The sequence below is a fragment of the Thiohalocapsa halophila genome (assembly GCF_016583825.1).
Lineage (GTDB): Bacteria > Pseudomonadota > Gammaproteobacteria > Chromatiales > Chromatiaceae > Thiohalocapsa > Thiohalocapsa halophila.
The window spans coordinates 1-20,017 of sequence record NZ_NRRV01000027.1 but is presented as its reverse complement, the minus strand read 5'-3'; the positions used below and the strand labels follow the sequence as shown (position 1 = coordinate 20,017).

Genomic DNA, 20,017 nt, shown 5'->3' with positions numbered 1-20,017 from the left:
AAGCAGCGGCCGGCTGGCGACGAAACAATGGACCTGTCGGTGTCCAGCGCCCGGCGCAAGCGCCGCGGCGCGATAACTACACAGTTTCAGCCACCGGAGGTCAATCATGCGCGAGTCCGTTCAAACCCGGCCGTCTGACCAGCTTACAACCGCCGGCGCCGTCGCGGCAGAGGCGCCGGATTTCGAGGCCATCAAGCAGCGCCAGCGGGCGACCTGGGCCAGTGGCGATTACGCGATCATCGGCACCACCCTGCAAGGCGTGGGCGAAGCCCTGGCCGAAAACATCGATCTGCGGGCCGGCGAGCGCGTGCTCGACGTGGCCGCGGGCAACGGCAATGCGACGCTGGCGTCGGCGCGGCGCTTCGCCGCCGTCACCGGCGTCGACTATGTGCCGCAGCTGCTGGACAAGGCGGCCGCCCGCGCCGAGGCCGAAGGGCTCGACGTCGAGTTGCGCGTGGCCGACGCCGAGGCCTTGCCCTTCTCGGACGCGAGCTTCGATGTGGCCCTGTCGATCTTCGGGGCGATGTTCGCGCCCGATCAGACCCGCGCCGCAGGCGAGCTGCTGCGTGTGGTGCGCCCGGGCGGTCGCATCGGGCTGGCCGCCTGGACGCCCGAGGGCTTCATCGGCGCCTTGCTGCGCACCGTCTCCCAGTACGTGCAGCCGCCCGCCGGGCTGCGCCCGCCGACGCTCTGGGGCGAGGCCGAGCATCTGCACGCGCTCTTCGGCGACGGCGCCGCCGACATCCGCTGCGCGCGGCGCACTTTCAACTTCCGCTACCGCTCCGCGGACCATTGGATCGAGGTCTTCCGCAGCTATTACGGCCCCTTGCACATGGCCTTCGACGCGCTGGACGGCGACGGCCGGTCGCGGCTGCACGCCGATCTGGTGGAGCTGCTGGAGGCGCGCAACATCGGCGGCGACTCGCTGGTGGTGCCGGGTGACTACCTGGAAGCGGTCATTGCACGGGCAGACCGCGCCGCGAGCTGACAGCGCCTGGGCCGCCGGCACCCAGGGCCTCGCCGCAGGCCGTCGGTGCGCTAGGACGCGGCCTCGTCGCTGCGCCGCTCGGGCGCTGGTGCCGCGTCCTCGGCGCCCGGCGACTCGGCGGTCGACTCGGCGGGTGAGGACACGGCGGCGGCCATGGCCGCGGCAGTGGCGTCGTCATAGGCGCCGTCCTCGGCGATGGCATGGGCCGGCGCTTCGGCCGTCTCCTCGCCCACCGCCGGCAGCACGTCGTGGAAGGCCTCGCCGTAGATCTCCCAGATGGTGAGGAACAGGGACGCGATCACCGGGCCGATGAGCAGGCCTGCCATGCCGAAGGTGAAGAGCCCGCCCAGGGTGCCGAAGAAGATCATCAGCTCGTGCATGTTGGTGTCTTTGCCCACCAGGATGGGCCGCAGCAGATTGTCGATGCTGCCCACCACCAGGGCGCAGAACAGGAACAGCCCGACGCCGGCGACGACACTGCCCTGCAGCATGAGGATGATGGACGCCGGCACCCAGACCACCGCCGAGCCGATGCCGGGGACGATGGACAGCACCGCCATCACCGTCCCCCAAAAGACGGCGTGCGGCACGCCGGCGACGCCGAAGGCGATGCCCGCCAGCGCGCCTTGGAGCAGCCCGATCAGGAAGGTGCCCTTGAGCATGGCCTGGGTCACCAGCGTGAACTTGGTGAGCAGACGCCGCTCCACCCGGTCCTCCAGCGGCAGGTAGTAGAGGATCGCGTGCACCACCTTGTGCCCGTCCAGCTGGAAGAAGAAGAAGGTGTAGAGGAACACCAGCGCCATGAACAGCAGGTTCGCGGTGCTGATGGCCACCTGCGAGAGTCCGCCCACCAGGAAGCTGCCGGCGGCCTCGATGGACGCGGCGAGCTGGTTCTTCAGCTCGTCCTCGTAGGCCATGACCTCCTGATAGTAGGGCAGGTTGTGCAGCCAGGTGATGAAGGCCTCGGGCTCGCGCACGAACTGCACCGCGATGGGGGTCAGCGAGCGGCCCACATCCACGGCCTGGGCGATGACGATGCCCGCGAGCAGCGTCACCGGCAGCAGCACCACCAGCACCAGCAGCAGCAGGTTCACCGCCGCGCCCAGGTAGCGGTTGCCGCCGAAGAGCCGGGTGAGCCAATGGAACACCGGCTGGGTCAGGGCCGAGAACAGCCCGGCCATGAGGATGGCCATCAGGAACTGCGCGATCATGCCCAGGAACAGCAGCGATATGACCGCCACCAGGCCCAGTAGCACCAGCTTGTTGAGGTTGTTCTGTGTCATCGCCTGTGCTCGGACTGGCATTTCAAAAGAGGGTTACACCACAAAGGACACGAAGAGCACGAGGAAAGGCCAATAAAATTAGATAGATACAATCCGAATCTGGCGTCCTTTCCGGCCCGGCGGAGGGATCGCGCACGCTCGGCTATCGATCCGACAAGCTTCGTGCTCTTCATGCTCTTCGAGGTCCAATTGCCGGCCCTAGGCCCTAGGCCCTAGGCTCCGGGCTCGGGCCGGGCCGGTTCACGAACGGTGGCGCAGCGTCGTCGGTGCTAGCTGCGCCAGGTGACGGCGACGCCGACGGAGTCCAGCCCCACGTGCGCGCCCAGGATGGGCGCCGTCTCCATCAACCAGGCCGGCTCGCTGCCGAGCACGTCCGCGGCCTTGGCGGTGAGGCGTGCGGCAGCCGCCGGCGCCGCCGCGTGCACCACGGCCCAGCGCTCGGTCTCGCGGCGCCGCTTGCCCCGGCGCAGCCGCGCGAGCATACCGCGCTCCAGCCCATCCACCGACAAGGCCGCGCCGCGGACGGCCGCCGTGCCCTCGGCGTTCACCGACACCAAGGGCTTGAGGCCGCTCCAGCGGGCCAGCTTGCCGACACCGGCGCTAATCCGCCCGCCGCTCACCATAGCCTCCAGGCTCGGTACCAGCACGAAGATGTCCGTGCGCGCGGCCAGATCCCGGGCCAGCTCGGCGGCGGTCCGGGCATCGGCGCCGTCCGCCAGGGCCTCGGCGGCGCCGAGCACCACCAGTCCGAGCGCAGCCGACAGCCGGCGCGTGTCGACGCAGTGCACCCGCCCGCGGCCGGTGCGCTCGGCGGCGAGCCGCGCGGCACCAAAGGTGCCTGACATGCGCGCCGACAGGTGTAGCGACAGCAGCTCCTCGTGGCAGCCCAGGAGATCCCCGTAGAGGCGCTCGAAGCGCGGCAGCGGCGGCTGCGAGGTGCGCGGGTGTTCAGGGGAGCGGCCGAGCTGGCTGTAGAAATCCGCGGCGGTCAGCGTACGCCCGTCGATGTACTCGTGCTCCTGCCATTGGATGGTGAGCGGCACCTGGTGCACCTGGTAGCGCTCGCGCAGGGCGGCCGGCAGGTCGCAGGCGCTGTCGGTCACCAGCCCCACTGGTGCCGCCGGGCCGTGGTGGGCGGCGTACTGCAGGCGCATGTCTTCCACCTTCTGCGGGCCCAGACGCCCGTGCGCCCGCAGCCGGGCGGCGGCCAGGTGCGGCTGGTTGGTGTGCAGGTGTACCTTCAAGCGCGGCGCACGGCCGGCGGCGATCACCGAATCCCCCAGGTCCGCCAGCAGCCCGCGCACTTGCTCGGGGCTCGCCCGGGTGTCTTCCAGCAGGATCTCGGTGCACCAGCGCAGCGTCGGCGGTGCCGGCAGCCGGGCGGGGTCATGATCGCCGTGCAGCGACTCCGGCAGCATCGGCGCGTCCGGGTCCGCCAAGGCCCCGTCGGCGTCCGGGGATGTGGCCAGCGCCGCCGCAAAGCCGCCGAGCAGGCAGACGAAGCCGTCCGCCCCGGCGTCCACCACGCCGGCATCGGCGAGGGCGGCCAGTTGGCTCGGGGTGTGCGCCAGCGCCGCCGCCGCCGCTTGGCGCGCCCCGGCCAGCGCCGTCGCGAGGTCGGCGAGCGAATCCGGGGATGCTGCCTCGGTACAGGCCGCCGCGAGCGCCTCGGCCCAGGCGGCCATGACGGTCAGCACGGTTCCTTCCACCGGCGCCGCCACTGCGCCGCGGGCGCTCGCCACCGCGGGACCTGCCGCTGCTGCGAGAGCGCGGGCATCCACCCGCTCGGCATCGCGCAAGCCCGCAGCGAGGCCGCCGAGGAACTGCGCCAGGATGATCCCTGAGTTGCCGCGGGACGCCGCTAGGGCGGCGCCGGCGAGGGCGTTCTGCATGTGCCCGGCGTGGCGCAGCGGCGTGCAGGCGGCCACGGCTTCGGTCAAGGTGGCGGCCATGTTCGTGCCCGTATCGCCGTCGGCGACGGGAAAGACGTTTTCCTGGTCCAGGCGTCCGCGTTGCGCGAGCAGCGCCGTCGCCGCCCCGTGCCAGCAGTGCAGCAGCCGGCGCCCGTCCAGCGGCGCCGTCGCAGCGGTAACATCGGGCAATGATTGCGCGCTCATGGTCGCGGCCTGCGGCGGTGATCCGGCCGGTGGCGGCCGTTGCGGTTCTTCATGGCATCCAACCCAGTGGCTTAGGCATCCTGTTGTCAGTTTATGCGGCCGTCGGCCGCGCTATGCGAATTCTTCTCGATCACCGACCCGGATACCCCCATGGATACCTTCACCCGCAATTACAGCATCGCACTCGCCGTCATCGTGCTCGGTTTGCTCGCCTTGTGGATCACCGCGAGCTGGAACCCGCGCGTTGGCGAGCTGAACGAGGTCCTCGAGTCCGACCCCAAGCTCGCCGACTATGTCTACGATTTTCGGGTCGTTGACTACGCCGACGGCGTGGCGACCATCTCGACGCCGCGCTCCTTCGATGTGCCCGCCATGCGCTTTTTGGAGATTGTCAAGCCGGAGCTCGCCGGCAAAGCCCAGGACGACCCGGCCATGGTCGCCGCCCAGCAAAACCTCATCGAGCACCAAAAGCGTGCTCAGACCCTGATTTTGGGCAAGCCCGACGTGGAGCGCGTGGACTGGCAGCTCGATGTGCAGTGGCTCGCAGAGCACGGCGTGCAGGCGCCCGCGCGCTGAGGCGGGTGGCCGCGCCATGCCCCGCGCGGTCAATTCCACGCTGGTATGGGTGGATTTTGCCGGCTCCCGACCGCAAATCCCACCCCGCGCGCAGATGGAGCCAGCGCCGCAGGCGCTTCGCCGCGGCGAGGCAGTCGATGCGGCGCGGGGCCGATGGTGCTGCCTTTGGTGGCTAACGACGCCTCCGGCCTTGCATCGGGGCCGCCGTTCAGGCAGCGTACGGCGCCCGCGGGCCGGGGGCTGCCGGTCGGGCAGGCCGCGCCCCGCAGGATACTGCCCCAGTGCCCGCCCAGCGCCGCCGCCCAGCGCTCGCATCGGGCTCGCGCGCGTGCGCCGGGGATGCCGAGCGCGGTGGCCGTCGAGCGGTCCGGACGCCCAAGACATTGGCGGACCTGTGCTCTGCGGGCTTGGCCAATGCGGCGTCGCGCACGCCAAGGCGGCTCGCGACGGCCTACGGGCTGGGCCGGCACTGGGCCGGCAAGAGTAATGCCGCAGCCCGCCGCTGGGCTTCGCTGGCCCATCGGCGCCGCCCGTGGCCGGCTGGTGCGAGGGTTGCCCCGAGCCTGCGGCCGAGTGTGCACAGGGCCAGTGTCCAAAGCCAGATTCCATCGGGATTTCATTAGCATAGAAACACATCGCCGTAACAGAGGAACACGACCGTGAGCAACGCCCTGTCCTGGCTGGCAAAACAGTTTTCCACGCTCTACACCGACGACGTCGGCGCGCTGATGGTGAAAGGCGCCGTCGCCTTCCTCGTGGTGGGCAGCGCCTATCTGCTGCTGGGGCAGGCTGCCAGCAAGCCTGATACGCCCTCACCGGAAGAGGTGACCGCCAACCTCGAGCCCATCGGCACCGTGACCGTTGCGGCACCGCCGAAGCCGGAGCCGGCCGAGGCGCCGGCGGCAGCAACCGCTGAGGCCGAGCCGGCGGCGCCCGAGGCCGGCACCGAAGAGACCGCCGCGGCGGCGGATGAGGAGCCGGCAGCGGAAGCGGCGGCACCGGAGACTGCCGCCGCGGAGCCTGCCGAGGATGCAGCGCCCGCCGAGGCCGAGCCGGCGACCGCGGAGGCAGCCGCCGAGCCGGCAGCGGCCCCGGCCCCTGAGGAGCCTGCAGCCACCGAGGCAACGGCCGAGGCCCCTGAGGAGCCTGCAGCCGCTGAGGCAACGGCCGAGGCCGCGGAAGCCGAGGCACCCGCCGAGCCGGCCACCGCCGAGGCACCGGCGGAGCCTGCTGGCGAGGCGGCGGAGCCGGCAACGGCGGCTGCCGAGGCCCCGGCGGAGCTAGCTGCCCCAGCGGAGCCGGCTGCCCCAGCCGAGGTGGCCACCCCAGCCGAGCCCGCTGCGCCGGAGGAGACCGCCGCTGCACCGGAGCCGCCGGCTCAGGCCGAAGCCGCACCCGTCCCCGCCGAGCCAGCCCCCGCCGAGCCAGCCCCTGAGGCGCCGACAGAGGCAGCACCGCCGGCGCAGACGGCAGAGCTGCCCACCGAGCAGCCGACCAGGCGCGAGCCCCAGCGCCGGCCGATGCCGCAGGTGCCCACCGGCGGTCCGAACACCTTTGTGGTGCCGATCGCCCCGAAGCCCATGGGGCCGAGCCGGCCAGTGCCCATGTGGGCGCCGCAGTTCTCGCCCATGCCGCCGACGCCCGAGCGGCGCTGAGCGCGGGTTAGCAGCCGCCACCCGGGGCGTTGGCCCCGGGCGGCAGCCATGCTCGGGCCACGGCCCCGCAGCCCCAGGCTGCGGGGCCGTTGTGTTTTGCGGCAGATGCTCTGGCGGCGCGCGGCGACCCCTGCTGGCGCCGGCGCGCCCGGTCGGGTGCTGGGTCCGCGGCAGGGTCAGGTCAGGGTCAGGAGGCGGGGCTTGCGGTGAGCAGTCCCAGTGCCTTGCCCATGCACACCCGTTGGCCCGCCGCCTGCTCCGGCAGCCAGGTGACGCTGTCCCTCGGCAGCAGCAGGATGACTGTGGAGCCCATGTCGAAGCGCCCAAGCTCGGCGCCGCGGGCCAGCGTCGGTGCAGGGGTCGGCAGCTGTAGGTGCTGTAGCCGCCGGCCGCGCGGCGGCGTGACTTGGCCTTGCCAGACGGTCGCGATGCCGCCGACGAAGATCGCGCCCACCAGCACCACCGCCAGCGGGCCGGCAGCGGTGTCGAACAGGGTCACGACACGCTCGTTGCGGGCATAGAGCCGCGGTACCCGGGCGGCGGTGACCGGGTTGACGCTGAACAGCCGCCCAGGCACATGGAAGGCGCTGCGGAGCCTGCCGGAGACCGGCATGTGCACCCGGTGGTAGTCCCGGGGCGCTAGGTAGAGGGTCGCAAAGGCGCCGTCCGCGAAGGTCGCCGCCAGCCTGGGGTCGCCGCCGAGCAGCGCCTGCACGTCGAAGCTCTGTCCCTTGGCCTGGAGCAGGCGTCCGCCGGTGAGGCTACCGATCTCGCTGATGCGGGCATCCGCCGGTGCCAGCAGGGCCTCGGGTCGCGGGTCCAGCGGCCGGGCATCCGCGCGCAGGGCCCGGGTGAAGAAGTCGTTGAAGGTCCGGTAGGCGCTGGCCGCGGGCTGTGCCGCCTCGTGGAGGTCCACACCATAGGCCCGCACGAAGGCGCGCACGGCGAGATGGGTCACAGGCCCCGCCGGCAGCCGCGTCAGCCTGTGCACGAGCCGCGACAGCGGGTGCTGCGGCAGCACCGTCTGCAGGCCCACGAACAGGCGCTCGCCGACCGCCCGCAGGCGCCGCCCGCCGGACTGGAGGGCTTCGCTCCCTAATGGGCTCCCAGATGGGCTCATCGCTGGCGTGCCCGCTGCTCGGCGAGCGCGGCCAGGTCTTCGGCGATGGCCGCCGGGGGTTGGGCGCCGGGGAAGATGGCCACCAGCTCGGCGGCCGGATCCAGCAGGAACAGGGTCGGCGGTGCATCGGGCACGCCGTCGAGGGCGCCCTCGGCATCCGCGCCCAGGGCCGCCGCCAGCTCGGCGACCTCGGCCCTGGCGCCGCTCAGCACGGCGATGGCCGGCGACAACCGCTCGAAGTCCCGCGCCAGGGCGGGTGCGGCATCCGCGGTGGCCATCAGCAGACGCAAGCGCTCGCGCAGGTCCCGCTCGCCGGCGAGGCGGTTGGACACCGCCACCAGTCGGGAGATGCCCCGGTGGCCGGCGGCCCCGGAGAGGTTGCCGAAGGCGAGCAGGCTCCAGTGCTCGAACAGGGTCCCGCGGCCCACGGGCTCGCCGCCGGTGTCGTGCAGGACGAAGTCGGGCAGCGGCTGCGGCGGGCGGATCAGCACGCCGTCGATGTCCGGCGGCTCGCCGCCGTCGTAGCGATACTGGTTGCCCCACTGGTAGGCCAGCAGGAACAGGCCGATGGCGGCCACCGCCATCACTAGCCGCGGCAGCAGCGGGCGAGCGTGTCGCCCGCCCCGTGCAGGGCCCGGTGTCTTGCTCAAGCTCGGTGCAGCGCAGACATAGCGGCGGGCGAGCTCAGCGTGCCAACATGGACTGGGCTGCGCTCAGGGCCGCGCCGGTGTCCGCCTGGTGGCCCATGTCGTTCAGCACGCTGCCGAGGGCGCCCAGGCAGAGCAGGATGTTCTCGGGCCGGCTGGAGTAGCCCATGAGCCCGATGCGCCAGACCTTGCCGGCCAGCGCGCCGAGGCCGGCGCCGATTTCCAGGTCGTAGGTGTCGAGCAGGCGCGCGCGCACGGCGGCCTCGTCCACACCGCCGGGCACGGCGACGGCATTGAGCTGCGGCAGGCGCTCCGCCTCGGGCACTACCAGCTCCAGGCCCAGGGTCTCGAGTCCGGCGCGCAGCGCCAGGTGGTTGCGGTGGTGGCGCTCCCAGGACTGCTCGATGCCCTCTTCGGCGAGCATCACCAGGGCCTCGTGCAGGCCGTACAGGGCATTCACGGGCGCCGTGTGGTGGTAGGAGCGCTTGCTGCTGCCGCCGTCGTTGCCCTGCCAGTAGCCGAGCACCAGGTTCAGGTCCAGGAACCAGCTCTGCACCGGCGTGCTGCGTGACGTGACCTTGGCCAAGGCCCGCTCGCTGAAGCTGACCGGCGCCAGGCCCGGCGTGCAGGACAAGCACTTCTGACTGCCGGCATAGACGGCGTCGATGCCCCAGGCGTCCACCTCCAGCGGCGAGCCGCCGAGGGCCGTGACGGCGTCGACGATGGTCAAGCAGTCGTGGCGGTGGGCCAGCTCCACCAGGGTCTTGACGTCCGAGCAGGCGCCGGTGGAGGTCTCGGCGTGCACGCAGGCGACGAGCTTGGCATCCGGATGGGCCTTGAGGGCGTCTTCCAGCTTCTGTGGGTCCACGGCGCGACCCCAGTCGTCCGCCACCACCACGGCCTCGCCGCCGCAGCGCACCACGTTCTCGCGCATGCGCCCGCCGAAGACGCCGTTGCTGCAGACGATGACCTTGTCGCCCGGCTCCACCAGGTTGACGAAGCAGGTCTCCATGCCGGCGGAGCCCGGGGCCGAGACGGGCATGGTCAGCGGGTTGTCTGTGCGCAAGGCGTAGCGCAGCAGTCCCTTCAGCTCTTCCATCATGGCGCTGAAGGCGGGGTCCAGGTGGCCGATGGTGGGTCTGGCCAGCGCGGCGGTCACGCGCGGGTGGACATCGGCGGGGCCCGGCCCCATCAGCGTCCGTGGTGGCGGTTGGAACGAGCTGACTTGCATAAGCGTTTCCGTTGTGTTTCAGCCCCTTGGGCTCATTTCCGGGGCCTGCCTCAGTGAATCCGCCAGTATAGCGGGGCCAGGATCGCGCTCACAACCGCGTGCGGCCAGCTGGCCAGCCCCCCCAGCCAGCAGCCCAGCTGTACCCGAGCGAGCCGCTCCGTAGCCCAGCAACGCATTGCGAGGAGACCCAGATGACCGAGAAGATCGAGAAATCCGATGCCGAGTGGCGCGCCGAGCTGACCCCGGAGCAGTACCGCGTGCTGCGCCGGCAGGGCACCGAGCCCGCGTTCACCGGCGCCTACTGGTCCACCAAGGACGCCGGGCGGTATCTGTGTGCCGGCTGCGGTGCCGAGCTCTTCGCGTCCGCTCACAAGTTCGACTCCGGCACCGGCTGGCCGAGCTTCTGGCAGCCGAGCGCCGACGGCGCCGTCGAGACCGACACCGACACCAGCCACGGCATGCGGCGCACCGAAGTGCACTGCGCGCGCTGCGGCTCTCACCTCGGGCACGTCTTTCCGGACGGCCCGCGGCCGACCGGCGAGCGCTATTGTATCAACTCGGTGTCGCTGACCTTCGAGCCGGAGGATTGAGCGGCGCTGGGCGGGCCCGGCCGAGGTGGGAGCGGCCTCCCTGCCGCGACGACTTCGGGTGCCTCGGCGCGCTGATCTCGCGGCAAGGATGCCGCTCCCACAAGGGCACGATGAGCACGATCTTGGCGTGCTCGATGGTGAGCTGCGCTTTCCAGGCTGCTCGCTTCGAACTGTCGGTCCGCGCCGTCGCGGCGGCTCACCGTTGCGGCTGCGTGATGGAATCCACGGGAAAGCCCCAGACGCCCCGCTCCCGGGCGCGGGCGATGCGCTCCATGGCCTGGTATTCGAAGGGGGCGCCCGGCAGCGCCAGCGCCCAGCCGCGCTCGATGAGATAGGCAGCCAGGTCCAGCCCCGGGTCGAAGCTGGTGCGGTCCTTCCAGCAGGTGGCCTGGATGCTGCCGTCGGCATTGCGCCGGCGCTCGATGCAGCGGATGAAGCCCTCGGTGATGAAATCCAGCGCCAGCACGCCGCGCTCGGCGCAGCGCACCGGCGAGATCCACCGGCGGCACTGGCGGTTGGTCTCCGGCATATAGATGCCGAACAGGTGCACCGTGCGGTTGCCGATGAGCAGGCTGCCGTCGTCGCGGACGATGGCGTGGCCCTCGAAATCGAAGTCCGCGGCCTTGGCCGCAGTGCCGACGATCAGCAGCAAGAACAGGCATAAGCTTGGCGTTTTCAGCATGTCGCCTCCCGGCTCTGTGCCGTGGCGTCGTCGGGTTTGCCGCGAGTGTGTCTCGTCGGGCGCGTGCCTCGGTCAATTCTTTGGGTGGCAGGGCGATGACAGCATCGACCAGCCCCGCTTCCACCAGCTCCTTGCGCATCAGGTACTCGTAGGCGTGCCCCAGCACGTCCGACGGGCCGCTGTTGTTGGAGTAGTTCTTTTAGTCCTGGCCCGCGGTCTTGCCGCGCAGGATGTTGGCGGCGCCCCAGAGGTGGGCTTCGAGCTGTTGTTGGGAGAGTCTCACGCGCTCGGATTCCTGGCCGCATCGGCGTTGTCTTCGTGGGTCCAGCGGTAGCGGACCTTGAGGTCGTTGCAGTGGGTGTGCGGTAGCAGGCCCTTGTGCTGAAGCTGGCCGACGACGATGCCGGGGGCGATGCCCTGGGCTACGGCAAAGTTCCGGATGGCCGCCTTGCTGAAGGTGCCACGGCTTGCGAATTTCGCAAAGGCACGCTGCGGGATCAGCTCCTGTTCCGCGAAGGCGTTGGCCTCGGCTTCCTTCTGCTCGTCCATGTTGTCAATGCCGGGGTGGTTGATGCCGGGGCCGTTGGTGCTCGTGCCGTTGACGGTCTCCAGGAACAGGGCCTTTTTGCTGTGCAGCAGGATGTGGCCGGCCTCGTGGAAGAAGGTGAACCAGAGGTGGTCGTTGCTCTTGTAGCGCAGGCTCAGCTGGATGATGGCCTTCTGCGGGTGCAGCCAGCGGGTGGCGCCGCTGACGCCGGTCTTCGGTAATGCCGGCACGAAGACCACGGCAACACCCGCAGCGGCGCAGCGGCCCTGGAGCTTCGGCACGAAGCATGCCGGGTCGGTCGCTGCGGTTAGGGGACGTACCTCGTCGAGGGCGGTCCGGAAAGCGGCCTTGTCGTAAGGGGCGCAGTCGATGTGCTCGGCATCCAACTCTCCCTTGCGCAGCCAGGCGGAGACGGCAATATTGCAGAGTTTCTGCTTGGTGTGCTGCCGGTAGGCGACGGCCAGGCGCGGCCACATCTGCTCCCACTGGGTCGCGCTTGCAATCCCGAAGAAGCGCAGGACCTCCACCAGCTGGTCCTTCTTGTCGCGATGCCTCGGGAGCCACCCGAGCTTGGTCATTTCGGCTACGGGTACGCGTTGGAGCCAATCCAGACCCTGCTCCAGCTCGCCGTGCTCGGCGAGGCGCGCGCAGGCCTCCCGGTAGTTGGCTTCCAGGTTGAGCCAGTACTCCGCGGGCATGCCCAGGGCGCGCTCGAGCTTGATGGCCGTCTCCGGCGTGATACTGGCGCTGCCCCTGGACTTGACGATGGCGTTGATGTGCTTCTCGCTCAGGCCCGTGCGGCGCGCGAGCTCCGACTTCGGCATGTGGCGCAGTTCCAGCTCGTACTCCAGCACGTCGCCGGGCGGGACCGCGTAATCCGGGACGTATTCGTTGCGGTCTTCGTTAATCATGGGTGTTCTCGATGCCGAGTATCTCGCCGGAAGGAATCGGGCACGGAGCTGTTAAACTGTCGGCCCCGCCGCGGGTCCAAGCCCGCAGATGCGCCCGGCCCTGTCCCGGGTGCCAAGTCTAGAATTCTGAAGAAGCTCCACGGAGTCCCTCATGCCCGACGCGAGTCCGCTCGAAGCCCCGTCCCGTTACTCCCCCGAGACCCATCAGCGCGGCCGCGACAAGGTCGCGCGCATTCCGGTGAAGATCGAGCCCACCGGCGAGGTGCCGCGCAAGCCGAGCTGGATCCGGGCCAAGGCGCCCACGGGTAAAGGCGTCGGCCGGATCAAGCGGCTGCTGCGGGAGACCGGGCTCGCGACGGTGTGCGAGGAGGCGCAGTGCCCGAACCTGGGCGAATGCTTCGGGCACGGCACGGCGACCTTCATGATCCTCGGCGACATCTGCACCCGCCGCTGCCCCTTCTGTGACGTGGCCCACGGCCGCCCGGAGCCGCTGGACGCCGCCGAGCCCGAGCGCCTGGCGGAGTCCATTGCGCAGATGGGCCTGCGCTACGTGGTCATCACCTCGGTGGACCGGGACGATCTGCGCGACGGCGGTGCCGGGCATTTCGCGGCCTGCCTGAGCGCCGTGCGCGCCCGCAGCCCGGAGATCCGCCTGGAGGTGCTGGTGCCGGATTTCCGCGGCCGCGAGGCGCGGGCGCTGGACGCCTTCACCGGTGAAGCCGTGCCGGATGTGTTCAACCACAACCTGGAGACCGTGCCGCGGCTCTACCGCGAGGCGCGGCCGGGTGCCGATTACCGGGGCTCCCTGGAGCTGCTGGCCGCGTTCAAGGCGCGGCATCCCGACGTGCCCACCAAGTCCGGCCTGATGCTGGGCCTGGGCGAGGAGCGCGACGAGGTGCTGGCCGTGCTGCGGGATCTGCGCGCCCACGGCTGCGACATGCTCACCCTCGGGCAGTATCTGCAGCCGAGCCGCGACCATCTGCCGGTGAAGCGCTTCTGGACCCCGGCGGAGTTCGACGCCCTGGGGGCGGAGGCGCAGGCCATGGGCTTCTCCGCCGTCGCCAGCGGGCCCATGGTGCGCTCCTCCTATCAGGCGGATCAGCAGGCCAAGGCATTGGCTCGCGATTGATGCCGTCGGCATCGATGTCGCTCGCCCCGATGCATCGGACCTGGTTGCGCACGAGGCCGCCGGCTCCGGTGGATCTGCTGCCTGCACGCGCTTGACCGGCGATGGCCTGGCTCTGGCTGCTGCTCGCCTTCGGCGTCTTCATGGCGCTGCTGCGCAGCGTCTATGCCGTGAACCGAGCGGCGCTGCGGCGTTACGGCTACGCGCCCTTCTCGCTGCCCAATGCGGCGCTGATGCTGGTGGTGAATCTTTTGTTGCTCTCGGCGCTCGCGCCGGCGGGGACAGCGGCGGCCGTCGGCGATGGGGCCTTGCGGCAGGCCGTGATGCTCGGGATCGCGGCGGTGCTGGCGCTGGGCGTGTTGGTGGTGGTCGCGCGGCGCAGCAGCATTTGGTTTGCGCTCTATGCGGTGGCGCTGATGAGCGTCGCCGCCATCGCCGTGCTGCCGAGCCTGGTGTTCATGCGCTTCGCCGGGGCGGCGGACGATGCCGAGGATGCGGGGTCCGACGGGCCCCCGGACCGCGGGGGCTAGCGCACAGGCGTTAGAATCCGGAGACCGTTTGCAATGGTGTTGACGAGTCGGGGTCGGTATCGGCATCGCTGTCGAGCCGCCAGTGACAGCGTGTCGATACCGACACCGATACCGATACCGATCTCGATCCCGGTAGCGATCCCGATACCGATAGCGATACCGCGCCGCAGACACCGGGCATGATGTGAGACCACCCGACGTCGGTGCCCTTAACAGCAGCCACGGAGACATTCGCATTGCATGGAAGCCTATAGCGTCCTGAAGCAGCTCTTGCTGCCGCCGGGTCTGTTCCTGGTGCTGATCGCCATCGCCTTCTTGCTGGTGCGGGGCATCCTGGGCCGGATGGTGCTCTTCGTCGCTTGGAGTCTGTTGCTGATCATGAGCCTGCCCGTGTTCGCGGGCCCGTTGATCGCGCTGTCGGAGCGCTACCCTGCGCTGCCGCCCGACGCCGTGGACCAGACCGGTGCCGGGGCCATACTGGTGTTGGGCGCCGGCGTCTATCGGGACGCACCGGAGTACGGCGGCCACACCGTGGATCTGAACGGCATGAAGCGCGCCCGTTATGCCGCCTGGCTGCATCGGCGCACCGGGCTGCCGATCCATGTCAGCGGTGGGGCCGGCCCTGCAGCACCGGGGCGGGTCATGCGGCGGTTCCTGGAGCAGGAGCTCGGCGTCCCGGTGGCGATGCTGGAGGATGAGAGCCGCAACACCCGCGAGAACGCCGAGCGCTCGGCGCCCCTGCTGGGCGCGGCCGGAATCCACCGGGTGCTGCTGGTGACCGACGCCTGGCACATGCCGCGGGCCGCCGATGCCTTCCGGCGGGCGGGTGTCGACGTGGTGCCGGCGCCCACCTATTTCCTGTCCGGGAGCCGCCGGCTGCCCGGCGACGGCCATACCAATGACCGCGCCCGGCGTTGGCTGCCGCAGGCAGCGAGCTTCTATGCGAGCTACTACGCGATCCACGAGTTGGCCGGGGCCGTGTACTACCAGCTTCGCGCCCGGCTGGTTGGGGCGGATACGCCGGGCGCTGATCGGGCTTGACATGGATCAAATGCGCGTCGCGGCCTCGGGTGTCGGCTGTCGGGCGGTGTTGTCGCTTATGCACAGACGAGGGGCGGACCCGGCAGCGGGGGCGGGGCTCAGCGCCCCGCTTGCCGCGGATTCTGCGAAGAAATCCCAAGATACTGATCAAAAATTAGAAATTGCGTTGGCTAAGTATTGGACAATTTCATGGGACTGTCACTGTGTCAGTGACTTAGCCTAGTCGCACAAGCTTCTTCCACAGACTTATCCACAGACGCTGTGCAAGACTCAGGATCGGCCCGGTGCCGCCGTCGGTTAGGCCATGGGGCTAGAGGTGCTCTCAACAGTGAGTCGTAAATGCGTGGACTACCCTAAGCCCACTTGTCAAGGCGGGAATCGCTGAGTGTGGGTTGTCTATGCAGACGCAGCGCGGCCCATCCCGTCGCGGGAGTCCGGTATCTCCGGGGGGTCGGTCTCCGACGGAGCTTGGCTCCCGCCGCCTGGAGCCGCCGGCGTGGGGGCGGCCGCTTCGAGCCGAATGGGGAATTGCGGTATAAGCTTTCGCCGCGCCGGGGGAGCGTCGAAGACGTCCGCGCTCCCCGGGGCGCGTATCCATCACCTGGAGGAGGCACCCGAGAGGAGGGGCCATGACCGATGCCAATAAACAGCCCAAGCCCAAAGCGAAGAAGGCCGTCGCGCTGTCCGGCGTCACCGCCGGCAACACCGCGGTCTGCACCGTTGGGCGCACGGGTAACGACCTGCACTACCGCGGCTACGACATCCTGGACTTCGCCGATCGCGCGGAGTTCGAAGAGATCGCCTTCCTGCTGATCCACGAGCGGCTGCCGACCCGCGCCGAGCTGGCCGCCTACAAGCGCAAGCTGCGCAGCCTGCGCGGCCTGCCGGCCGCCCTGAAGACGGCCCTGGAGCAGCTGCCGCCGTCGGCGCAGCCCATGGACGTGCTGCGCACCGGGTGCTCCGTGCTCGGCTGCCTGGAGCCGGAGGCCCCCGACATGCCGGCGGCCGCGGCCCGGGACATCGGCGACCGGCTGCTGGCGAGCTTCGGCTCCATGCTGCTGTATTGGTACCACTTCGCCCACAACGGCCGGCGCATCGACGTGGAGACCGCCGACGACTCGGTGGGCGGGCACTTTCTCCATCTGCTGCACGGTCAAATGCCCCCGGCGGAGTGGGTGCGGGCCATGCACACATCGCTGATCCTCTACGCCGAGCACGAGTTCAACGCGTCCACCTTCACGGCGCGGGTCGTCAGCGGCACGGATTCGGATCTCTACAGCACCATCACCGCCGCCATCGGCGCGCTGCGCGGGCCCAAGCACGGCGGGGCCAACGAGGTCGCCTGCGACATCCAGCACCGCTACGCCACCGCCGACGAGGCAGAAGCCGACATCACCGAGCGCGTCGGGCGCAAGGAGATCGTCATCGGCTTCGGGCATCCGGTGTACACCATCTCCGACCCGCGGAACGAGGCGATCAAGTCCGTGGCGCATCGCCTCTCGGATGCCGCCGGCGACATGCGCATGTTCGACGTCGCCGCCCGCCTGGAGCAGGTCATGTGGAGCCAGAAGAAGATGTTCCCGAACCTGGACTGGTTCTCGGCGGTGGCCTATGCGCAGATGGGCATACCGACGGCCCTGTTTACCCCGGTCTTCGTCATCGCCCGGACCACGGGCTGGGTGGCGCATGTCCTGGAGCAGCGCCATGACCACAAGATCATCCGGCCCAGCGCCCACTACGTGGGCCCCGAGCCGCGGCCCTGGCCGCCCATCGACGAACGCTGATGAACACCGAACACCGCAAGCCCCTGCCGGGCACCGCCCTGGAATACTTCGATACCCGCGAGGCCGTCGAGGCCATCCAACCCGGTGCCTACGCCAAGCTGCCCTATACCGCCCGGGTGCTGGCGGAGCAATTGGTGCGCCGCTGCGACCCGGGCACCCTGACCGAGTCGCTGGCGCAGATCGTGCACCGCAAGCGCGACCTGGACTTCCCCTGGTACCCGGCGCGCGTGGTCTGTCACGACATCCTGGGCCAGACCGCGCTGGTGGACCTGGCCGGTCTGCGTGACGCCATCGCCGAGCGCGGCGGCGATCCGGCCAAGGTGAATCCGGTGGTGCCGACCCAGCTCATCGTCGACCACTCCCTGGCGGTGGAGGCGCCCGGCTTCGATCCCGACGCCTTCGACAAGAACCGCGCCGTCGAGGACCGCCGCAACGAAGACCGCTTCCACTTCATCGATTGGTGCAAGACGGCCTTCGACAACGTGGATGTCATCCCTGCCGGCAACGGCATCATGCACCAGATCAACCTTGAGAAGATGTCGCCGGTGATCCAGGCGCGCCCGGATGAGAACGGCAGGCGCATCGCCTTCCCGGACACCTGCGTCGGTACCGACTCCCACACCCCGCACGTGGACTGCCTGGGCGTCATCGCCATCGGCGTCGGCGGCCTCGAGGCCGAGACCGTCATGCTCGGCCGGCCCACCATGATGCGGCTGCCGGAGATCGTCGGCGTGGAGTTGACCGGCAAGCGCCAGCCCGGCATTACGGCGACGGACATCGTGCTGGCGCTGACGGAGTTTCTGCGCAACGCCAAGGTGGTCTCGGCCTATCTGGAGTTTTTCGGCGCCGGCGCCCGCTCGCTCACCATCGGCGACCGGGCGACCATCTCCAACATGACGCCCGAGTACGGCGCCTCCGCCGGCATGTTCGCCATCGACGAGCAGACCATCGCCTATCTCAAGCTCACCGGCCGCGACCCCGAGCAGGTCGAGCTGGTGGAGACCTACGCCAAGACCGCCGGGCTCTGGGCCGATGACCTGGCGAGCGCCGAGTACGACCGCGTGCTGCGGTTCGACCTCTCCACGGTGGGCCGCACCATGGCCGGCCCATCCAACCCCCACCGGCGCCTGCCGACATCGGCCCTGGCCGAGCGGGGCATCGCCGGCGCATGGGAAGAGACGCGAGGCGAGCTGCCCGACGGTGCCGTGATCATCGCGGCTATCACCTCCTGCACCAACACCTCCAACCCGCGCAATGTGGTGGCGGCCGGCCTCGTGGCGCGCAAGGCCAACCAGCTTGGCCTGACCCGCAAGCCCTGGGTGAAGAGCTCTTTCGCGCCGGGCTCCAGGGTCGCCCGGCTGTACCTGGAGGCCGCCGGCCTGCTGCCGGAGCTGGAGGCGCTCGGCTTCGGCATCGTGGGCTACGCCTGCACCACCTGCAACGGCATGTCCGGCGCGCTGGACCCCAAAATCCAGCAGGAGATCATCGACCGCGATCTCTATGCCACCGCGGTCCTGTCGGGCAACCGCAACTTCGACGGCCGCATCCACCCATACGCCAAGCAGGCCTTCCTGGCCTCGCCGCCGCTGGTGGTGGCCTATGCCATCGCCGGCACCGTGCGCTTCGACATCGAGCGCGACGCGCTGGGCACCGACGCCGACGGCCACCCCGTGACGCTCAATGACATCTGGCCGTCGGACGCGGAGATCGACGCCATCGTGGAGCAGTATGTCAAGCCGGAGCAGTTCCAGCAGATCTACACGCCCATGTTCGCGCTGGGTGTGCGCGAGCAGGCCGAGAGCCCGCTCTACGACTGGCGCGACATGAGCACCTACATCCGCCGGCCGCCATACTGGCAAGGCGGGCTGGCCGCCGCGCCCGGGCTGCAAGGCTTACGCCCGCTGGCGGTGCTCGGCGACAACATCACCACCGATCATCTGTCGCCGTCCAACGCCATCCTGCCCACCAGCGCCGCCGGCGAGTACCTGGCGCGCATGGGCTTGGCCGAAGCGGACTTCAACTCCTACGCCACCCACCGCGGCGACCACCTCACCGCCCAGCGCGCCACCCTGGCCAACCCCAAGCTCTGCAACGAGATGTGCCGCGATGAGCAGGGCGAGGTGATCCAGGGCTCCCTGGCCCGCGTGGAGCCGGACGGCGAGCAGATGCGCATGTGGGAGGCCATCGAGACCTACATGAGCCGCGGCCAGCCGCTGTGCATCATCGCCGGCGCGGACTACGGCCAGGGCTCGTCCCGCGACTGGGCGGCCAAGGGCGTGCGCCTGGCGGGTGTGGAGGCCATCGTCGCCGAGGGCTTCGAGCGCATCCATCGCACCAACCTCGTCGGCATGGGCGTGCTGCCGTTGCAGTTCAAAGCGGGGGAAGACCGGCACACCTACGCCATCGACGGCACCGAGACCTTCGACGTGGTCGGCGCGCCGGCGCCCCAGGCCGAGCTGACGGTCGTCATGCACCGCGCCAACGGCGAGCAGGTGGAGATCCCGGTCACCTGCCGGCTGGACACGGCGGAGGAGGAGCGGGTCTACACCGCCGGCGGGGTACTGCAGCGGTTCGCGCAGGACTTCCTGGCCGCCGCGGCCTGATCCGCGACGCAGATGCCCACCAAGGCAGAGCTGGCGGCCTTTCTGGCCGCCGAGTTCCCGCAGACCAAGGTCATGGTGGAGGCCGTCGGCGACGGCGGCGCCCGGGTCCGCCACGCCATCGGCTTCGATGAGCTCAGGCCCGGCGGCAGCGTGTCCGGGCCCGTGCTGATGGCCGTGGCCGATGTCGGGCTCTACGTGGCCCTGTGCGGGGAGCTGGGACTCACCGTGGACGTGGCTACTACCAATCTCAACACCAACTTCCTGCGCATGCCGGCCGGCGACCGGGACATCATCGGCGAGTGCCGGCTGCTTAAGGTCGGCCGGACGCTGATCGTGGGCGAGGTTTCCCTGTTCTCCGAGGGCGACGACCGGCCCGTTGCGCACGTGGTCGGGACTTACTAAGCCGCTCGAAAGTAAAGCCAGGTCTGGTATAATGGCGGCATGAAATGCAAACGCGATTCCGACGGGCGCAAGCTCGACCATCAGTCATTGCAGACCATGCGCATGCAGGCGGTGGCCGCCGTCAAGCGCGGCCAGCCGGTGGCGGAAGTAGCGGCGGCGTTCGGCGTGAACGAGCGCACGCTGT

The 20,017-nt window shown here is 70.0% G+C and carries 18 protein-coding genes; 11 read left to right on the top strand and 7 right to left on the bottom strand.

Annotated elements, in window-relative coordinates:
* Positions 1 to 106: 106 nt before the first annotated feature.
* Positions 107 to 988: a class I SAM-dependent methyltransferase gene (locus CKO31_RS12570; protein WP_200237868.1), complete on the top strand. Its 882-nt coding sequence runs from the start codon at positions 107 to 109 to the stop codon at positions 986 to 988.
* Between the two features lie 50 nt (positions 989 to 1,038).
* Here CKO31_RS12570 and CKO31_RS12565 read toward each other — a convergent pair whose 3' ends face one another.
* A complete protein-coding gene (locus CKO31_RS12565; RefSeq protein WP_200237866.1) occupies positions 1,039 to 2,271 on the bottom strand; it encodes an AI-2E family transporter in 1,233 nt (410 codons plus the stop codon).
* A gap of 269 nt (positions 2,272 to 2,540) precedes the next feature.
* Positions 2,541 to 4,388 carry a DegV family protein gene (locus tag CKO31_RS12560; protein ID WP_200237864.1) on the bottom strand — a complete coding sequence of 616 codons (1,848 nt, stop codon included), beginning with the start codon at positions 4,386 to 4,388 and terminating at the stop codon, positions 2,541 to 2,543.
* A gap of 150 nt (positions 4,389 to 4,538) precedes the next feature.
* On the opposite strand from CKO31_RS12560, the gene CKO31_RS12555 reads away from it, so the two are divergent.
* Positions 4,539 to 4,964, top strand: coding sequence for a hypothetical protein (locus tag CKO31_RS12555; protein WP_200237863.1), 426 nt, complete (start codon positions 4,539 to 4,541; stop codon positions 4,962 to 4,964).
* Positions 4,965 to 5,623: 659 nt separating this feature from the next.
* A complete protein-coding gene (locus tag CKO31_RS12550; protein ID WP_200237861.1) occupies positions 5,624 to 6,619 on the top strand; it encodes a hypothetical protein in 996 nt (331 codons plus the stop codon).
* A gap of 187 nt (positions 6,620 to 6,806) precedes the next feature.
* Here the strand turns inward: CKO31_RS12550 and asd are convergent, their stop codons facing one another.
* Genes asd through CKO31_RS12535 form a run of 3 tightly spaced genes read right to left on the bottom strand, consistent with a single transcriptional unit; the run spans position 6,807 to position 9,617 of the window.
* On the bottom strand, positions 6,807 to 7,739 hold the full coding sequence (asd, locus tag CKO31_RS12545; RefSeq protein WP_200237859.1) for an archaetidylserine decarboxylase: 933 nt from the start codon (positions 7,737 to 7,739) through the stop codon (positions 6,807 to 6,809).
* On the bottom strand, positions 7,736 to 8,389 hold the full coding sequence (locus CKO31_RS12540) for an SCO family protein (protein WP_200237856.1): 654 nt from the start codon (positions 8,387 to 8,389) through the stop codon (positions 7,736 to 7,738). The genes asd and CKO31_RS12540 overlap by 4 nt, the downstream gene beginning before the upstream one ends.
* A gap of 34 nt (positions 8,390 to 8,423) precedes the next feature.
* The gene (locus CKO31_RS12535) at positions 8,424 to 9,617 is read right to left on the bottom strand and encodes a pyridoxal-phosphate-dependent aminotransferase family protein (RefSeq protein WP_200237855.1); all 1,194 of its coding nucleotides are present in this window, start codon (positions 9,615 to 9,617) and stop codon (positions 8,424 to 8,426) included.
* A gap of 191 nt (positions 9,618 to 9,808) precedes the next feature.
* Here CKO31_RS12535 and msrB point away from each other — a divergent pair, with 191 nt between their 5' ends.
* Entirely contained in the window at positions 9,809 to 10,207 is a 399-nt protein-coding gene (msrB, locus tag CKO31_RS12530) for a peptide-methionine (R)-S-oxide reductase MsrB (RefSeq protein ID WP_200237852.1), read from the top strand.
* 196 nt (positions 10,208 to 10,403) lie between these two features.
* Here msrB and CKO31_RS12525 read toward each other — a convergent pair whose 3' ends face one another.
* Both CKO31_RS12525 and CKO31_RS12520 read right to left on the bottom strand, forming a co-directional pair.
* Entirely contained in the window at positions 10,404 to 10,889 is a 486-nt protein-coding gene (locus CKO31_RS12525) for a thermonuclease family protein (RefSeq protein WP_242475336.1), read from the bottom strand.
* Between the two features lie 279 nt (positions 10,890 to 11,168).
* Entirely contained in the window at positions 11,169 to 12,347 is a 1,179-nt protein-coding gene (locus CKO31_RS12520) for an ImmA/IrrE family metallo-endopeptidase (protein WP_200237849.1), read from the bottom strand.
* 151 nt (positions 12,348 to 12,498) lie between these two features.
* Here CKO31_RS12520 and lipA point away from each other — a divergent pair, with 151 nt between their 5' ends.
* The 7 genes from lipA to CKO31_RS12485 form a co-directional block, all read left to right on the top strand.
* Positions 12,499 to 13,476, top strand: coding sequence for a lipoyl synthase (gene lipA / locus CKO31_RS12515; protein ID WP_200237847.1), 978 nt, complete (start codon positions 12,499 to 12,501; stop codon positions 13,474 to 13,476).
* Between the two features lie 101 nt (positions 13,477 to 13,577).
* A complete protein-coding gene (locus CKO31_RS12510) occupies positions 13,578 to 14,003 on the top strand; it encodes a hypothetical protein (RefSeq protein WP_200237844.1) in 426 nt (141 codons plus the stop codon).
* Positions 14,004 to 14,243: 240 nt separating this feature from the next.
* A complete protein-coding gene (locus tag CKO31_RS12505; protein WP_200237842.1) occupies positions 14,244 to 15,044 on the top strand; it encodes a YdcF family protein in 801 nt (266 codons plus the stop codon).
* Positions 15,045 to 15,673: 629 nt separating this feature from the next.
* A complete protein-coding gene (gene prpC, locus CKO31_RS12500; RefSeq protein ID WP_200237839.1) occupies positions 15,674 to 16,828 on the top strand; it encodes a bifunctional 2-methylcitrate synthase/citrate synthase in 1,155 nt (384 codons plus the stop codon).
* Positions 16,828 to 19,431: a Fe/S-dependent 2-methylisocitrate dehydratase AcnD gene (gene acnD, locus CKO31_RS12495; protein ID WP_200237837.1), complete on the top strand. Its 2,604-nt coding sequence runs from the start codon at positions 16,828 to 16,830 to the stop codon at positions 19,429 to 19,431. Before prpC ends, acnD begins: the two co-directional genes overlap by 1 nt.
* 12 nt (positions 19,432 to 19,443) lie before the next feature.
* Positions 19,444 to 19,833 (top strand): PaaI family thioesterase, encoded by a 390-nt coding sequence (locus tag CKO31_RS12490; RefSeq protein ID WP_200237834.1) that lies wholly within the window; start codon positions 19,444 to 19,446, stop codon positions 19,831 to 19,833.
* Between the two features lie 39 nt (positions 19,834 to 19,872).
* On the top strand, positions 19,873 to 20,017 hold a 145-nt coding region (locus CKO31_RS12485; protein ID WP_200237831.1), incomplete at its 3' end, for a helix-turn-helix domain-containing protein.

Bases quoted from the DNA above. Each gene is read 5' to 3' on its own strand.
- acnD (WP_200237837.1), top strand. From the start codon at position 16,828: ATGAACACCGAACACCGCAAGCCCCTGCCGGGCACCGCCCTGGAATAC.
- lipA (WP_200237847.1), top strand. From the start codon at position 12,499: ATGCCCGACGCGAGTCCGCTCGAAGCCCCGTCCCGTTACTCCCCCGAG.
- CKO31_RS12525 (WP_242475336.1), bottom strand. From the start codon at position 10,889: ATGCTGAAAACGCCAAGCTTATGCCTGTTCTTGCTGCTGATCGTCGGC.
- CKO31_RS12535 (WP_200237855.1), bottom strand. From the start codon at position 9,617: ATGCAAGTCAGCTCGTTCCAACCGCCACCACGGACGCTGATGGGGCCG.
- CKO31_RS12555 (WP_200237863.1), top strand. From the start codon at position 4,539: ATGGATACCTTCACCCGCAATTACAGCATCGCACTCGCCGTCATCGTG.
- CKO31_RS12505 (WP_200237842.1), top strand. From the start codon at position 14,244: ATGGAAGCCTATAGCGTCCTGAAGCAGCTCTTGCTGCCGCCGGGTCTG.
- msrB (WP_200237852.1), top strand. From the start codon at position 9,809: ATGACCGAGAAGATCGAGAAATCCGATGCCGAGTGGCGCGCCGAGCTG.
- CKO31_RS12520 (WP_200237849.1), bottom strand. From the start codon at position 12,347: ATGATTAACGAAGACCGCAACGAATACGTCCCGGATTACGCGGTCCCG.
- prpC (WP_200237839.1), top strand. From the start codon at position 15,674: ATGACCGATGCCAATAAACAGCCCAAGCCCAAAGCGAAGAAGGCCGTC.
- CKO31_RS12565 (WP_200237866.1), bottom strand. From the start codon at position 2,271: ATGACACAGAACAACCTCAACAAGCTGGTGCTACTGGGCCTGGTGGCG.
- asd (WP_200237859.1), bottom strand. From the start codon at position 7,739: ATGAGCCCATCTGGGAGCCCATTAGGGAGCGAAGCCCTCCAGTCCGGC.
- CKO31_RS12490 (WP_200237834.1), top strand. From the start codon at position 19,444: ATGCCCACCAAGGCAGAGCTGGCGGCCTTTCTGGCCGCCGAGTTCCCG.
- CKO31_RS12510 (WP_200237844.1), top strand. From the start codon at position 13,578: ATGGCCTGGCTCTGGCTGCTGCTCGCCTTCGGCGTCTTCATGGCGCTG.
- CKO31_RS12560 (WP_200237864.1), bottom strand. From the start codon at position 4,388: ATGAGCGCGCAATCATTGCCCGATGTTACCGCTGCGACGGCGCCGCTG.
- CKO31_RS12570 (WP_200237868.1), top strand. From the start codon at position 107: ATGCGCGAGTCCGTTCAAACCCGGCCGTCTGACCAGCTTACAACCGCC.